Raw genomic sequence first — 13937 nt, forward strand, 5'->3', positions numbered from 1 at the left:
CCGGCCGCCTCCCGGTCGTCTCGTGGATTCGCGCTCACGGTCGCGCGATCCGCTGAGCCAACCCTAATGGGAATCGGCGGGCGGCAGCCCGCCAGGTCGGGCCCGTGGCGGGTGACCGGGCGTGGACGTCAGACGTCTAAGTGCTCGGCCCGGCGCAACTCGGTGACCCGCTCCATGACCTCGCGCTGTGCCTCGGGAGATAGCTCGGATGTACGCACCGCGATGCGGCGGACATTCTCGTCGCGCGTCATGGACAGCCATGACAATTCGGTCTCGAGCTTCTCGAAGTACTCGTCGTCGGTGAAGTAGGCCGGCTTGATCCGGAAGAAGTTGGCCAGGGCGGCCATGGTCGCCGTCGACGGGTTGGTGCGGTTGCCGGAACGCAGCTGGGAGAGGTAGGGAGCCGACATCGTGATGCCCTCCGACTTCAGGGCCGCGATCACTTCCGCGGAGGTATGCGGACCACGTCCGGGGGGATACACCGTGTCGAACAGGCGGTTCAGGCGAGCAGCGAACGTCGTGCTCATTGATATGACCTCCACTGGACTGTAGAAGCGAACTATTACCTAGGTGTATTTGCTGATCATGGTAGCGAGGCTGGGTCACCGTCACCAGGTGCAAACCCCGTCGGGAGCCCGGCAGGCGTAGCTGACGCCCGCCAACTCCCCGCCTTACGAGAGTCTAACTAATTCGCTGAGGTGTCCACTAAATCCATGAAACTCACAGGTTATCCGCAGAATTGGACGTCCGTGCCGAAGTGGCGGGCGGATGCTCGTCTGCCGGGCGCGATGATGTGCCGAGCGGTGCTGAGCGATCGCACCGCAACGGGTCGGCGATTCGGTATGCCTGAGCGCACCCTTTGCTGCCGAGTGCGAAAACGGCCCAGTTGAGCGCCGCGCCGCGCGGCAGGCGGCGCCCCCCTCCCGTGGTGGAGGCGCTGTTGACTTAGCCGGGGCGCGGCACCGCCGTAGCGTCTGTATCGCCGCAAACGCGGAAGGGCCATCACTGCGGCGCGGTCGGATCACAGTTCGCGCCGCTGCGACGCCGCGGGCGCGAGAAAGGCGAGAGCCGCCGGCGACGCCGTCGGGCAATGCGTTACGCGGCGAGCAGCATCGCCAGTATCGCCGTGTCGGGGTGGGTGATCGGGTCGACACCGACCCGGCTCACCATCGAGGTGATGGTGCCGTCGGCTTCGGCTTCCACCCACGCCGCCCGATGCTCGAGCCCGAGATAGGGCAATCCGGGCAGCAATACGCATCCCGAGGCCGCCCCGGTACATTCGGGCAGCGACGGCGTCGTCTCCGAGGGTGGATGCAACATCAGCAGAGCCGGGGGCTGATGGTCTGCGAAATAGCCTGGCTGGATGGCCGATTCACCGAACACCGTGCCCTCGGCCAGCACCAGGCCCACCGTGCCCGGCTCGGGCTCGTCGGGCAATTCCTCGCGGGCTCCGAAGACCGTTGTGGTGGAAAGCAATCCGGGCAGCGACGCGATCCTGACCGCGACCATGAGCAGCTGGGCCCATTCCTTCGTCGAATCGGGCCACCGCCCGGAGATCACGAACCCCTTCAAGGCGCCACGAGAATGGAACGGGGAAACCCCGATTGATCCTTCCGACCCCGTCTCCATCTCGACCTCCGCGCGACGCCTCCGTTTGGAATAACCACACTGGTAAGCCCGAATGATTAAGCATGCCTGCGCCTTAAGCGCCGTGCAACACGACACGGTGGGGTCGGACAAACGACGGGGCGCCGCGCAAAACGCGCGACGCCCCGCCGGTCAAAACGAGAGTCAGCCGAAAATCAGGCCCTTGGTCTTCGAGGTCGCGGCCTCGTACCGCTTCTGCACGTCCGCCCAGTTGACGACGTTCCAGAACGCCTTGACGTAGTCAGCCTTGACGTTCTTGTACTGCAGGTAGAAGGCGTGCTCCCACATGTCGACTTGCAACAGGGGGATGATGCCGAGCGGAACGTTGGCCTGCTGGTCGTACAGCTGGAACGTCAGCAGCCGGCCGCCGAGGGTGTCATAGCCCAGCACGGCCCAGCCCGAGCCCTGCAGGCCGTTGGCTGCGGCGCTGAACTGCGCGCGGAACCGGTCGAAGGAACCGAACGCGTCATCGATCGCGGCGGCGAGATCGCCCGTCGGCTTGTCGCCGCCGTCCGGCGACAGGTTCTTCCACCAGATCGAGTGGTTGACGTGGCCGCCCAGGTGGAAGGCGAGGTTCTTTTCGTTCAAGAAGATCGCGGCGTGGTCCTCGTTGGCGCGAGCCTCCTCGAGCTTGGACAGAGCGTCGTTCACGCCTTTGACGTACGTGGCGTGGTGCTTGGTGTGATGGATCTCGTTGATCTGCCCGGAGATGTGCGGTTCCAACGCTGCATAGTCCCAGTCCAAGTCGGGCAGAGTGTATTCAGCCACGGCATTCCTTTCTTCGATTATCGTCTCGACGCTCAGTCACGCGGGGCCGCCTGGCGGCCGCCGGCCGTTATCAACCCTGCTCCATGACCGCACGCTCCGCAAGAACGACCCCTTGAGCGCCGGAACGCGAATACCCGCTGCGGGACAATTCAAGACAAGACGATGAGCGCGAGGACCGCGAGCAGCGCCAGCGCGATCAACCCGGCGCGCAGCGCGGCGACGCTGTAACTCTGATTCCACGCAGGCGAGCCGCAGTACGACTTCGACGGGCCCGGGGATCCCGGACCAAACGAGTGCGTGGCCATCAATCGCCTTTCACTTCGCGGTCACCTCGCGTCAGTGAGGTGAGTCACAAACACCATTCGCGAACGCGATCATAGCGCTTTGCGGCGGCCTTGCGAAATGGCGGCCTGAACTGTGGGTTGACGGCAACTGCGGTGGCGGACAACGACATGCCCCGACGCGCGGGGGACGGGAATTTAGTAAGGCAACACATTTCGCTCGGCGGCCGAATTCACGCCGCCATACCGAACGTATGAAATCGCGGTGTTATCCACAACGACACCGCGCGCGCCTGCCAGAGGCTGTACCGATGCGTTCTATACCCGCCGCGGGTGTGTGGATAACCCTGTGGAAACTGTGGATAGCCCGCGGCGGCCCAGTCGGTTGCCGTGCCCGCCCGAACGGACGCCGACGCGGGTTGCGCGCACCCCCGGCCTTGTCCCTCGGCTCGCGCGGGGACGGCGCTAGTCTGGTCCGGTGATCCAGGTGTGCTCCCAGTGCGGCACCCGCTGGAACGTGCGCGACCGACAGCGCGAATGGTGTCCCCGCTGCCGCGGGGCCCTGCTGGCGCCGGCACCGGACGCCCCGCCGGCCGACCCGCGCTGGAGTGCGCCGGGCGCGCCGACGCCGGCGCGCCCGTCGGGGTTGCAGCGCACACCGCCGCGGCTGCCGCCCGGTTACCGCTGGATAGCGGTCCGGCCCGGTGCCGCGCCGCGGCCGCGGCGCGGCCGCCGTCCACTGGGGCCTACGCCGCGCTACCCCGTCATGCCGCGCTGGAGTCTGGCCGACCGCGTCGAGCAGACGTCCGAGTCGGTCGCGGCCAACGCGCAGCCAGGGCCGTCGCCGCAGAGCGTCCGGACCGTGTCGTTCGTCGGCGTCCTGGTGCTCAGCATCGCCGCGTTGGTCTACGTGGTGCGGTACGTGCTGCTGGTGATCAACCGGAACACCCTGCTGAACTCGTGGGTGGCGCTCGCGGCCGACTGGCTCGGCGTATTGGCCAGCGTGGGCGCCGTTGCGGCGGTGATCGCCTCGGGCGTGCTGCTGATCGGCTGGATGATCGCCCGCCGCGCCGCCGTGTTCGCCTATCACGGGCTGCCCGAGCCGCGGTCCGCCCGGGCGCTGTGGGCAGGCTGCGTGGTGCCGTTCGCCAACCTGTTGTGGGCACCGGTGTACGTGATCGAACTGGCACACCTCGAAGAGCACTACGCGCGGCTGCGCGGCGGCATCCTGCAGTGGTGGGGAGCGTGGACATGCAGCTACGCCGTGTCCGTCGCCGCCATCGCCACCAGCTTTGCCACCGACGCCCAGGGCATCGCCAACAACACCGTTCTGATGGTCTTCGCCTACCTGTTCGCGGCCGCCGTGCTGGCCACCGCCACCCGCGTCTTCGAGGGATTCCAGCGCAAACCCGTGGCGCGGCCCGCGCATCGCTGGATCGCGGTTCCCGATCAGCGGCCCGCCGCTTCGCCGTCGGCCGGTCCGGTTGAGTTGGAGGGGCAAGACCCGGCAGCATAGGGGGCATGACGTGGGCCGACGAGGTGCTCGCCGGGCACCCCTATGTCGTCGCTCACCGCGGCGCCTCGGCCGCGCGCCCCGAACACACCCTGGCCGCGTACGACTTGGCGCTCAAGGAGGGCGCCGACGGCGTCGAATGCGACGTGCGACTGACCCGCGATGGCCATCTGGTGTGCGTGCACGACCGCCGGCTGGACCGGACCTCGACCGGGGCGGGCCTGGTCAGCACCATGACCCTGGCCGAGCTGCGCGAGCTCGAGTACGGGGCGTGGCACGACAGCTGGCGCGAAGACGGCACGCACGGCGACACCAGTTTGCTGACGCTGGACGCGCTGGTATCGCTGGTGCTCGACTGGCACCGGCCGGTGAAGCTGTTCGTCGAAACCAAACACCCGGTCCGGTACGGCTCACTGGTGGAGACCAAGCTGCTGGCGGCGCTGCATCGGTTCGGCATCGCCGCCCCCGCCTCGGCGGACCGGTCCCGCGCGGTGGTGATGTCCTTCTCGGCGTCCGCGGTCTGGCGGATCCGGCGGGCCGCGCCGCTGCTGCCCACGGTGTTGCTCGGCAAGACCGCCCGATACCTGACCAGCGGCGCGCCCACCGCCATCGGCGCCACCGCCGTCGGGCCGTCGCTGACGACGCTCAAGGAATACCCGCAGCTCGCCGACCGCGCCATCGCCCAGGGCAGGGCGGTCTACTGCTGGAACGTCGACGACTACGAAGATATCGATTTCTGCCGCGACGTCGGGGTGGCCTGGCTGGCCACCCACCACCCAGGCCGCACCAAGGCGTGGCTGCAGGGCAACCGCGCGGGCGAGGGCGACGGTTAGACCGGCGCGTCGGACGCCAACTCCTGGAACAACCGCGCCGCCTCGTCGTGATTCCACACCACCACCGAACCGGCGTCGCCGCTGGTGAACTCGCCAATGGGGACGGTCATGGTGGTCATCGGCCCGTGCAGCGACCAGCCGAGCCGGACGAGATCCCAGACGTGGTCACCCTGGTCGACGGTGAGGGCGTCGGCGGCCGCGCGTGGCACCGAATACCAGCGCCAGGGATTGAGCCAGACGGCGGGGCTGGAGGCCCGATGCAGCAGCGCCGCCACGAACTGCCGTTGGTTGACCATCCGGTCCAGGTCGGCCCGCGGGGTGTCGCGCGACCTGACGTAACCCAGCGCGTCGCGGCCGGTCAGGGTCTGGCAGCCGGCCGGTAGGTCGATGCCGGCCAGGGGGTCGTCGAGGGCCGCTTTCGGGCACACGGTCACCCCGCCCAGCGCGTCGACCAGCGCGGCGAACCCGCCGAACCCGATCTCGGCGTAATGGTCGAGGCGCAACCCGGTGACCCTCTCCACCGTCTGGACCAGCAGCGGCGCGCCGCCTGTCGCGAACGCGGCGTTGATCTTGTCCCTGCCGTGGCCCGGGATGGGCACGTAGGAGTCCCGCGGTATCGACACCATGATCGTCGGCGATCCGGATGAGGCGTCCGGCAGGTGGACCAGCAGCATCGTGTCGGTACGGCCGTTACCCAAGTCACCGCCGGTGGCCAGGTCGTTCTGTTGCTCGGCGCTGAGGCCCTGGCGGCTGTCGGACCCGACGATCAGCCAGTTGGTGCCCCGGCCGGCCGCGGGGCGGTCGGGATAGTCGGCCAGCACCTGCTCGCGGTGCAGCTTTCCGTCGAACCAGACTGCCCCGGCGATGACGCCCGCGCCGAGCAGCAGCGCACCCACCAGCAAGACGGACACCGCCGTGCGGACCCAGCGGAGTCGGCGACGCGGGCGGGGGGCGCGTGGGGCCCGCGGCCGGGGCGGCGGCGCCGGGGGTGGCGCCGAGGCGGCGGGCGGCGGCGGCCGGTGCAGCGGCTCGGTCGGGGCGGTGGGCGAGACCGGACGGCGGGTCACCGGCGGCGGCTCGGCGCCGGCCGGCGCGGCAGGGGGTCGCGCGCGTGGGCGCCATCCTGGGGGCCGCCCGCGGTGCGGTGATCGGTCGCCGGTCACGTGGTCAACGTACGTGCCCGGCGCCGCGCCGGCGCCGTTAAGTCGCGATTCCGGCTAGCCGCGCGCCCGCAGCCCATTGATGAACGGGCACCCCATCAGCACCCGGATGGCCTGGCCCAGACCGGTCATGTCGTCAACCGGTTTGTGGAACGGCAGGCGGATGTCGTGGTCGCGGTCGTCGCTCTCGACGCGGAACCGGACGCCGTAGCGGTCCAGGCCCAGGGGTCGCACGTGGCCCCGCCGCAGCGGCGCCGGGAGCCGGGAGACCAGTCGCGCCAGGACGTCGCCGTGGGCGGTGTCGAGGTGCCACAGCAAGTTCGACTCGAGCGCGCAGAACGGGTCGGGCCGCGCGTCCAGCAGGTCGGTCACGCTGACCGGCTCGGCGCCGGTGGCGTCGGTGACGACCACCGAGGCGATCTCGAGGCGCAGCAGCGTGTAGCGCGGCTCGTCGACGCCGGTGGGGGTGCGGCGCGGGGTGTCGACACCCAGCAGGGCCGGGTTCGGGCACTCGGCGGCGATCAGGTCGAGCGTGTCGAGGACCTCGCTTTGGTGCACCTCCTGGAGCTGCCCGCGCACCCAGACCAGCGAACGGACCGGTTCGCGCAGCGGCAGCGGCGCGTAGTCGGTCAGCTCCAGCAGCGCCTGGGATCCCGAGACGGGGTGCGCGAGCTCGCCGGCCCGTTGGGCGGGAATGGCCAGCGCGACGGAGCCGTCGTCCATCAGGTGATGCACCGGGGTGGGGACCGGCTCGTCGTGCTCGATGGCCAGCAGTGCCCCGCTGGCGCGCACACACGCGCTGCGAATCCGTTCGGCGGTGGTGGGCGCGGGGCAGCTCAACGGTAATACCATTCTCATCCTCCGATTAGGTAAGCCTAACTTAACCGAGCCGGCGCAGCGTCGCAAGAGTCTTCTGGTGCGCACGCCGCTAGGGTTGGGACGTGGCCCGCATCGCTTACCTCGGTCCGGAGGGGACGTTCACCGAGGCGGCGTTGCGGCAGATCGCCGCCGCCGGGCTGATCCCCGGACGCGCCGCGGGCGACGTCGCGCCCTCGCCCGTCGACAGCAGCTCCGCGGCCCTGGACTCGGTGCGCGACGGCGCCGCCGACTACGCCTGCGTCCCGATCGAGAACTCGATCGAGGGGTCCGTGACGCCCACCCTGGATAGCCTGGCCACCGGCTCGCCCCTGCAGGTGTTCGCCGAAACCACGCTGGACATCGCGTTCAGCATCGCGATCAAACCCGGCCGCAGCCCTGCGGACGTCCGGACGCTGGCCGCCTTCGGCGTGGCGGCGGCGCAGGTGCGGCAGTGGGTGGCCGCGAATCTGGCCGGCGCCACGCTGCGGCCCGCGTACTCCAATGCCGACGCCGCCCAGCAGGTGGCCGAGGGATGCGTCGACGCCGCGGTGACCTCGCCGCTGGCGGTCGCCCGCTGGGGGCTGGCCACCCTGGCCGACGGCGTCGTCGACGAATCCAACGCCCGCACCCGCTTCCTCCTGGTCGGGCCGCCGGGACCGCCCCCGCCCCGCACCGGGGCCGACCGCACCTCGGTGGTGCTGCGCATCGACAACGCGCCCGGCGCCCTGCTGGCCGCACTCGCCGAGTTCGCCGTTCGTGGCATAGACCTGACCCGCATCGAATCCCGGCCCACCAGAACCGGACTCGGCACCTACCGCTTTTTCGCCGACTGTGCCGGCCATATCGACGACGACGCCGTCGCCGAGGCACTCAAAGCCCTGCACCGCCGTTGTGCTGATGTGCGATACCTGGGATCCTGGCCCACCGGCACACCCGCCGGAGCGTTGCCGCCGCCCGCCGAGGAGGCCGGGCGCTGGCTCAGCCGGCTGCGCGACGGAAAGCCCGACCGGCAGGAACCGCAGCGGTGAGCGGCCGACTGATCCTGGTGCGACACGGCCAGTCCGCCGCCAATGTCGAGCGCCGGCTCGACACCCGCCCGCCGGGCGCGGAGCTGACCCTGCTGGGCCGCGACCAGGCCCGCGCGTTTGCCCACCGTTCCGGGCGGCCGGCCATCCTCGCGCACTCGGTGGCCACCCGGGCCTTGCAGACCGCCGCGGTGATTGGGGGCCAGGTCGAGATGGCGCCCGTCGAGGTGACTGGCGTGCACGAGGTGCAGGTCGGCAGGCTGGAAAACCGCAACGACGACGACGCGGTCGCCGAGTTCAACGCGATCTACGAGCGCTGGCACCACGGCGAGCTCGACGTCGCGCTGCCCGGCGGCGAAACCGGCAGCGACGTGCTGGACCGCTACCTGCCTGCGCTCACCGACCTGCGCCTGCGCTACCTGGACGACCGCGACTTCCACGGCGACATCGTGGTCGTCAGCCACGGCGCGGCGATCCGGCTGGCCGCCGCGGTGCTGGCCGGCGTGGACGCCGACTTCGCGCTGGACAAGCACCTGGACAACGCCGAATCGGTGGCGCTGACCCCGATCACCGACGGGCGGTGGAGTTGCGTGCGCTGGGGCAGCTCAGCGCCGCCGTTCTTCCCGACGGAAGAGGCCAGCCCGGTCGTGGACGCGGTGCGGTCAAGCACCGACCCGATGGGCTGACCTCACGGTCAGATGGCCACCGCGATGACGTCGGCGCATGCGCAGCCCACGGCGTCGCAGTCGACGACGAACGCGTGCGGCAACAGCTCCGGAGTGAAGCAGTCCGGCTCCGTGCACTCCGACCGGTGCAGTGCGTGGCGAATGATGGTGCCGTGACAGTGATCCAAGCCTGCCCGGCAGTCGCGGCAGTCGATGCTCATAGGTGCGTTCATAGCACCCGGGGCGGACAGATCCGCGGTGCCGCGCCCGGGAATCCGCGGCCGTGCCGGGTTCTCAGGCCCAGCCCAGCTCGTGCAGCCGGTCGTCGTCGATGCCGAAGTGGTGCGCGATTTCATGGATCACCGTGATCGCCACCTCCTCGACGACCTCCTCCTCGGACTCGCACACGTCCAGCAGGGCCCCGCGGTAGATGGTGATGGCGTCCGGCAGCGTGCCGAAGTAGTCGGAGTCGCGTTCGGTCAGCGCCACCCCCTCGTACAGCCCGAGCAGTTCGGCGTCTTCGGGGTGCCGGTCTTCGACCAGGACGACGACGTTGTCCATGGCGGCCGCCAAGTCGGGCGGGATCAGGTCGAGTGCGTCGGAAACCAATTCGTCGAAGCGCTGGGCGTCCATCCGCACGGACATTCGACTAGCCCCCCGGCGCGGGTGCGGCGGCCGGTGGCTCCGGTGCGGGGTTCGGCGGTGGCGGGGGCGCCGGCTCCGGCGCGGGGGCCGGGTTGGCCGGCGGGGCGCCGTTGTTGGCCGGCGGGGCGCCGTTATCCGCCGGCGGCGGGGCCTGCTGGTCGGGGGCCTGCTGTTGCGGCGCCTGCTGCGCCGGCTGCTGGCCGGGCAGGTGCTGGTTGTTCGGCGGCATCTCGGGGGCCGAGCCGCCGCCCGATGAGGACTGGCTGGGCGGCTGCTGCGCCGGGGCCTGCAGCGGAATCGGCGGCATGGTGAGCCGCTCTTCGGGGATGTCGGGCGGGGGCACCGGCGGTTGGCCGTTGATCAGCAGCTGACCCCGGGCGCTGTTCAGCAGCGTGGCCCAGCCGCCGTTGCCCAGCGTGGCGCCGATGCTGCAGGCCACCTCGCGGCTGCCCGCCGTCCAGCTGGCCAGCGGCACCGTCGGGTAGATCAGCGTCAGGGTGGTGGTGCGCAGCTTGACCGGGGCCAGGTACGCGTCGGTCATCTTGGTGCACGAATCCTTGATGAAGCCGTCCTGGTCGGGCTCGGCGGGCAGGCCGCCCGGGAACTTCTCGGCCAGGTTGACGGTGCCGGTGACCTCCATCGCGTGCGGCGCCGCGCACTCGACCGGCGCATCGGTCGGCTGGTTGGTCGCCGAGTCGATGCCCAGGCACGTGCCGGCCGGCCACACCTTGGATTGGTCGACGTCGGCGACCTTGCCCTTGAAGGGCTGCTGCTGGTTGCCCGAGCCGGGCAGCTGCAGGCCGCACAGCATCCGGCGGTCGCCGGACTGGCGCCACGCCCGGTCGCCGGGCCACAGCAGGCTGACGATGAACTTGCTGTTCGGATCGAACTTGGGGCCGAGGTAATTACGGACGGCCGCCTCGCACTGCTCCTGGGTGATCTGCTGAATGCGGGCGGGTGACGGCGGAGCGGCGGTGGGCCCGTATTCGGAACCCGGGAAGGTCCGCATGTCTATGGACTCGGCGACCTCGAACTTGTGCTCCTCGCCGCAGCCGACGATCTTCGCGGACTCCGGGGTGGCGTCGGGCCACATCAGGCACTCCCCGGTACCGGCGCGGTTGAAGGCGGCCTCGCTTTTGGTGCCGGTGCTGCGCACCGGGCTGCTGTCGAGGAACCGTCCCGAGCCGGGACCCCCGACCGGGATCGCGGTGGCCAGCCCGGCGATCAACAGGCCACCGAGCGCGGTCAGCAGCAGCGCGCGCCGGGTCGCCCGGGCCTGCAGGCTGCGCGGCCACCGAGAGGCGGACGGCCCATCATCGGAGGACTCATCCGCCGGGCCGACGGGCGACTCGACCGCTTGGCCTGCGGGGCCTTCCTCAACATGTTTCTCGGGCGCTTGCGACATCCGCTCCATTCTGACAGCAGCGCCTGAGGCGCGTGACAAAAGTTACTGATGTGAGTCCTGCGGACATCGCGGGATGCGCCGACGGTCGGCCGGTGTCGATGAAAGTAGTCTCAGGGCCGTGATCGACCTGAAGCAGCTCCGGGAAGACCCCGACGCCGTGCGGCGCTCCCAACTCAGCCGAGGCGAGGACCCGGCGCTGGTAGACGCCCTAGTGGCGGCCGATGCCGCCCGCCGCGCCGCGATCTCGTCGGCGGACTCGTTGCGGGCCGACCAGAAGGCCGTCAGCAAGAGCGTGGGCAAGGCGTCGCCCGACGAGCGGCCGGCGCTGTTGGCGCGGGCCAAGGAGCTGGCCGAGCAGGTGAAGGCTGCCGAAACCGCCCAGGTCGATGCCGAGGCGCGGTTCACCGCGGCGCACATGGCGATCTCCAACGTCATCATCGACGGGGTGCCCGCCGGCGGGGAGGCCGACTTCGCCGTCCTCGACGTGGCCGGCGAGCCCGCCGCGCTCGACAACCCGAAGGACCACCTGGAGCTCGGGGAGTCGCTCGGGCTCATCGACATGCAACGCGGGGCCAAGGTCTCCGGGTCGCGGTTCTACTTCCTGACCGGCAAGGGCGCGCTGCTGCAGCTGGGCCTGCTGCAGCTGGCGCTGCGGCTGGCCGTCGAGAACGGCTTCGTCCCGATGATCCCGCCGGTTCTGGTGCGCCCCGAGGTGATGGCCGGCACCGGGTTCCTCGGTGCGCACGCCGACGAGGTCTACCGGGTCGAGGCCGACGACCTCTACCTGGTGGGCACCTCGGAGGTGCCGCTTGCCGGCTATCACTCCGGCGAGATCCTGGACCTGTCCGGCGGGCCGCTGCGGTATGCGGGATGGTCGTCGTGCTTTCGCCGCGAGGCCGGCAGCTACGGCAAGGACACCCGCGGCATCATCCGGGTGCATCAGTTCGACAAGGTCGAGGGCTTCGTCTACTGCACGCCCGCCGACGCCGCGGCCGAACACCAGCGGCTGCTGGGCTGGCAGCGCGAGATGCTGGCCCGCATCGAGGTGCCGTATCGGGTGATCGACGTCGCCGCGGGCGATCTCGGCTCGTCGGCCGCCCGCAAATTCGACTGTGAGGCCTGGGTTCCGACGCAGGGCGCCTACCGCGAGCTGACGTCGACGTCCAACTGCACCACCTTCCAGGCCCGCCGGCTGGCCACCCGGTATCGCGACGACAACGGCAAGCCGCAGACGGCGGCCACGCTCAACGGCACCCTGGGTACCACCCGCTGGCTGGTCGCGATCCTGGAGAACCACCAGCGGCCCGACGGCAGCGTGCGGGTGCCCGCCGCGCTGGTGCCGTTCGTCGGCACCGAGGTGCTGGAGCCGCGGGGCGATCGCAAGCTCGGCGGAGCCGAGCGCGGCGGGTCGCCCCGATGAGCACGCGGGACGGGTCGCCTCGATGAGCACGCGCCCGATGACCACCATCGGCACCCCGCTGTCACCGGATGCGACCAAGGTCATGCTGCTCGGCTCCGGCGAACTGGGCCGCGAGGTGGTGATCGCGCTGCAGCGCCTCGGAGTGGAGACCATCGCCGTCGACCGCTACGACAACGCGCCCGGCCAGCAGGTCGCCCACCATGCGCGGACCATCTCGATGTCGGACCCGGACCAGCTCAAAGCCCTGATCGAGGCCGAACGGCCCGACGTGGTGGTTCCCGAGATCGAGGCCATCGCGACCGCCGCGCTCGAGGAACTGGAAGCGGCCGGCGTGGTGCGGGTGATCCCCACCGCGCGGGCGGCGCGGCTGACCATGGACCGCGCGGGCATCCGGCGCCTGGCCGCCGAAACCCTCGACCTGCCCACCAGCCCGTATGAGTTCTGCGATTCGCTGGCCGAAGTGCAGGCGGCCGCGGACGCCATCGGCTACCCGTGCGTCGTCAAACCGGTGATGAGCAGCTCGGGCAAGGGCCAGAGCAGGCTCGACGGGCCGGGCGACGTGGAGGCGGCGTGGAGCTATGCGATGGCAGGCGGCCGGGTCAGCCGCGGCCGCGTCATCGTTGAGGGGTTCGTCGACTTCGATTACGAGATAACGCTATTGACGGTCCGCGCGCGCGACGACGACGGCGCGGTGGGCACCCACTTCTGCCCGCCGATCGGCCACCGGCAGGTCAACGGCGACTACGTCGAGAGCTGGCAGCCGCACCCGATGCCGGCCGCCGCGCTGGCGAACGCGCAGCACATCGCCCGCACGGTCACCGAAAGCCTGGGCGGGCAAGGGATTTTCGGCGTCGAGCTGTTCGGCAAGGGCGACCAGGTGTGGTTCAACGAGGTCAGCCCGCGGCCGCACGATACCGGCATGGTCACGATGATCACCCAGTGGCAGAACGAGTTCGAGCTGCATGCCCGCGCCATCCTCGGGCTTCCGGTCGACACCGCTTGCCGGACACCGGGCGCCAGCGCGGTGATCTACGGCGGGGTGGACGCCAAGGGCGTGGTCTTCGACGGCGTGGACGAGGCGCTTCGGGTGCCCCGCACGGACCTGCGGCTGTTCGGGAAGCCGGAGAGCTTCGTCAAGCGGCGCATGGGTGTCGCGCTGGCCTACGACGACGACCTGGACACCGCGCGGCGCAACGCGGCCGAGGCGGCGAGCCGGGTCAGGCCGCGACCGGTGTGACCGCGGTGCGTTCGTGGCGGCGCTGCCGTTCGATGGTGGCGAAGTAGAACGCGAACGGGAACGCGAAGCTGGTGAAGAAGCTGGACAGGAAGAACAGCCAGGGGCGCTTGATGCCGCGGCGCAGGCCGTCGACGATGGTGAAGGCCGGCATCAGAATGACATTGGCGATCATGTAGTCCTGGTTGCCCGAGCCGCAGGCCGGGGTGGCGAACTGCCCTTTGATGAATTCCGGGTAGCTGGCCGGGCCGGAGATCAAGTTGCCCTGCCCGTGCGCCGCCATCACGAAGTGGATGTTGAACCAGTAGCCGAACGCGATCGAGGCGATGCCGGCGACGTAGTAGACGCATTCCAACGGCGAAAGCCAAGGCCCGCCTTCGGGTTTGGCGTAGATTTTGCGGTTGGACGCGACGATCGCCGCGATGCAGGCAAGCCCGAGCAGAAAGTGGATGATGATGGAGGCCATGGGCGAAGTGTCGCCCG

At 70.2% G+C, this 13937-nt stretch carries 15 protein-coding genes and 1 pseudogene; 6 read left to right on the forward strand and 10 right to left on the reverse strand.

The genetic code is table 11. The annotated features are described in order from the left end of the window. Positions 1 to 128 precede the first annotated feature (128 nt). The 4 genes from OQ789_RS09910 to OQ789_RS09925 form a co-directional block, all read right to left on the reverse strand. Complete coding sequence (locus OQ789_RS09910; protein ID WP_324685339.1) at positions 129 to 527, reverse strand: transcriptional regulator; 399 nt, start codon at positions 525 to 527, stop codon at positions 129 to 131. Positions 528 to 1095: 568 nt separating this feature from the next. Further along, positions 1096 to 1629 (reverse strand): peptidase, encoded by a 534-nt coding sequence (locus OQ789_RS09915; RefSeq protein ID WP_324685341.1) that lies wholly within the window; start codon positions 1627 to 1629, stop codon positions 1096 to 1098. A 162-nt stretch (positions 1630 to 1791) separates the two neighbouring features. Further along, on the reverse strand, positions 1792 to 2415 hold the full coding sequence (locus OQ789_RS09920; protein ID WP_324685343.1) for a superoxide dismutase: 624 nt from the start codon (positions 2413 to 2415) through the stop codon (positions 1792 to 1794). A 149-nt stretch (positions 2416 to 2564) separates the two neighbouring features. Beyond that, the gene (locus tag OQ789_RS09925) at positions 2565 to 2720 is read right to left on the reverse strand and encodes a hypothetical protein (RefSeq protein WP_324685344.1); all 156 of its coding nucleotides are present in this window, start codon (positions 2718 to 2720) and stop codon (positions 2565 to 2567) included. Between the two features lie 454 nt (positions 2721 to 3174). Between OQ789_RS09925 and OQ789_RS09930 the strand changes: the two genes are divergently transcribed. Both OQ789_RS09930 and OQ789_RS09935 read left to right on the forward strand, forming a co-directional pair. Beyond that, positions 3175 to 4212, forward strand: coding sequence for a DUF4328 domain-containing protein (locus OQ789_RS09930; protein ID WP_324685345.1), 1038 nt, complete (start codon positions 3175 to 3177; stop codon positions 4210 to 4212). 5 nt (positions 4213 to 4217) lie between these two features. Next, positions 4218 to 5042, forward strand: coding sequence for a glycerophosphodiester phosphodiesterase (locus OQ789_RS09935; RefSeq protein ID WP_324685347.1), 825 nt, complete (start codon positions 4218 to 4220; stop codon positions 5040 to 5042). On the opposite strand, the gene OQ789_RS09940 is transcribed toward OQ789_RS09935, so the two are convergent. Next, positions 5039 to 6205 carry an LCP family protein gene (locus OQ789_RS09940; protein ID WP_420716076.1) on the reverse strand — a complete coding sequence of 389 codons (1167 nt, stop codon included), beginning with the start codon at positions 6203 to 6205 and terminating at the stop codon, positions 5039 to 5041. The two genes, OQ789_RS09935 and OQ789_RS09940, sit on opposite strands and share 4 nt — an antisense overlap. Before the next feature lie 54 nt (positions 6206 to 6259). Then, entirely contained in the window at positions 6260 to 7054 is a 795-nt protein-coding gene (locus tag OQ789_RS09945; RefSeq protein WP_324685349.1) for a DUF2470 domain-containing protein, read from the reverse strand. Between the two features lie 89 nt (positions 7055 to 7143). On the opposite strand from OQ789_RS09945, the gene pheA reads away from it, so the two are divergent. Continuing rightward, complete coding sequence (pheA, locus tag OQ789_RS09950) at positions 7144 to 8088, forward strand: prephenate dehydratase (protein WP_324685351.1); 945 nt, start codon at positions 7144 to 7146, stop codon at positions 8086 to 8088. Next, on the forward strand, positions 8085 to 8771 hold the full coding sequence (locus OQ789_RS09955) for a histidine phosphatase family protein (protein WP_324685352.1): 687 nt from the start codon (positions 8085 to 8087) through the stop codon (positions 8769 to 8771). Before pheA ends, OQ789_RS09955 begins: the two co-directional genes overlap by 4 nt. 8 nt (positions 8772 to 8779) lie before the next feature. On the opposite strand, the gene OQ789_RS09960 is transcribed toward OQ789_RS09955, so the two are convergent. The 3 genes and pseudogenes from OQ789_RS09960 to OQ789_RS09970 form a co-directional block, all read right to left on the reverse strand. Then, on the reverse strand, positions 8780 to 8971 hold the full coding sequence (locus OQ789_RS09960; protein WP_324685457.1) for a hypothetical protein: 192 nt from the start codon (positions 8969 to 8971) through the stop codon (positions 8780 to 8782). Next, positions 8972 to 9395: pseudogene (locus tag OQ789_RS09965) on the reverse strand (metallopeptidase family protein); the annotation flags it as partial. 4 nt (positions 9396 to 9399) lie between these two features. Further along, the gene (locus OQ789_RS09970) at positions 9400 to 10809 is read right to left on the reverse strand and encodes a septum formation family protein (RefSeq protein ID WP_324685353.1); all 1410 of its coding nucleotides are present in this window, start codon (positions 10807 to 10809) and stop codon (positions 9400 to 9402) included. 109 nt (positions 10810 to 10918) lie between these two features. On the opposite strand from OQ789_RS09970, the gene serS reads away from it, so the two are divergent. Together serS and purT are read left to right on the forward strand one after the other, a co-directional pair. Continuing rightward, on the forward strand, positions 10919 to 12220 hold the full coding sequence (serS, locus tag OQ789_RS09975; protein WP_324685355.1) for a serine--tRNA ligase: 1302 nt from the start codon (positions 10919 to 10921) through the stop codon (positions 12218 to 12220). Positions 12221 to 12257: 37 nt separating this feature from the next. Beyond that, positions 12258 to 13457 carry a formate-dependent phosphoribosylglycinamide formyltransferase gene (purT, locus tag OQ789_RS09980; protein WP_324685459.1) on the forward strand — a complete coding sequence of 400 codons (1200 nt, stop codon included), beginning with the start codon at positions 12258 to 12260 and terminating at the stop codon, positions 13455 to 13457. On the opposite strand, the gene OQ789_RS09985 is transcribed toward purT, so the two are convergent. After that, the gene (locus OQ789_RS09985) at positions 13438 to 13920 is read right to left on the reverse strand and encodes a DUF2834 domain-containing protein (protein ID WP_324685356.1); all 483 of its coding nucleotides are present in this window, start codon (positions 13918 to 13920) and stop codon (positions 13438 to 13440) included. The genes purT and OQ789_RS09985 overlap by 20 nt on opposite strands. Positions 13921 to 13937 lie beyond the last annotated feature (17 nt).

The sequence above is a fragment of the Mycobacterium sp. 94-17 genome, assembly GCF_035617725.1.
Taxonomy (GTDB): domain Bacteria; phylum Actinomycetota; class Actinomycetes; order Mycobacteriales; family Mycobacteriaceae; genus Mycobacterium.

Bases quoted from the DNA above. Each gene is read 5' to 3' on its own strand.
- purT (WP_324685459.1), top strand. From the start codon at position 12,258: ATGACCACCATCGGCACCCCGCTGTCACCGGATGCGACCAAGGTCATG.
- OQ789_RS09935 (WP_324685347.1), top strand. From the start codon at position 4,218: ATGACGTGGGCCGACGAGGTGCTCGCCGGGCACCCCTATGTCGTCGCT.
- OQ789_RS09915 (WP_324685341.1), bottom strand. From the start codon at position 1,629: ATGGAGACGGGGTCGGAAGGATCAATCGGGGTTTCCCCGTTCCATTCT.
- OQ789_RS09945 (WP_324685349.1), bottom strand. From the start codon at position 7,054: ATGGTATTACCGTTGAGCTGCCCCGCGCCCACCACCGCCGAACGGATT.
- OQ789_RS09960 (WP_324685457.1), bottom strand. From the start codon at position 8,971: ATGAGCATCGACTGCCGCGACTGCCGGGCAGGCTTGGATCACTGTCAC.
- OQ789_RS09925 (WP_324685344.1), bottom strand. From the start codon at position 2,720: ATGGCCACGCACTCGTTTGGTCCGGGATCCCCGGGCCCGTCGAAGTCG.
- OQ789_RS09985 (WP_324685356.1), bottom strand. From the start codon at position 13,920: ATGGCCTCCATCATCATCCACTTTCTGCTCGGGCTTGCCTGCATCGCG.
- OQ789_RS09970 (WP_324685353.1), bottom strand. From the start codon at position 10,809: ATGGAGCGGATGTCGCAAGCGCCCGAGAAACATGTTGAGGAAGGCCCC.
- OQ789_RS09910 (WP_324685339.1), bottom strand. From the start codon at position 527: ATGAGCACGACGTTCGCTGCTCGCCTGAACCGCCTGTTCGACACGGTG.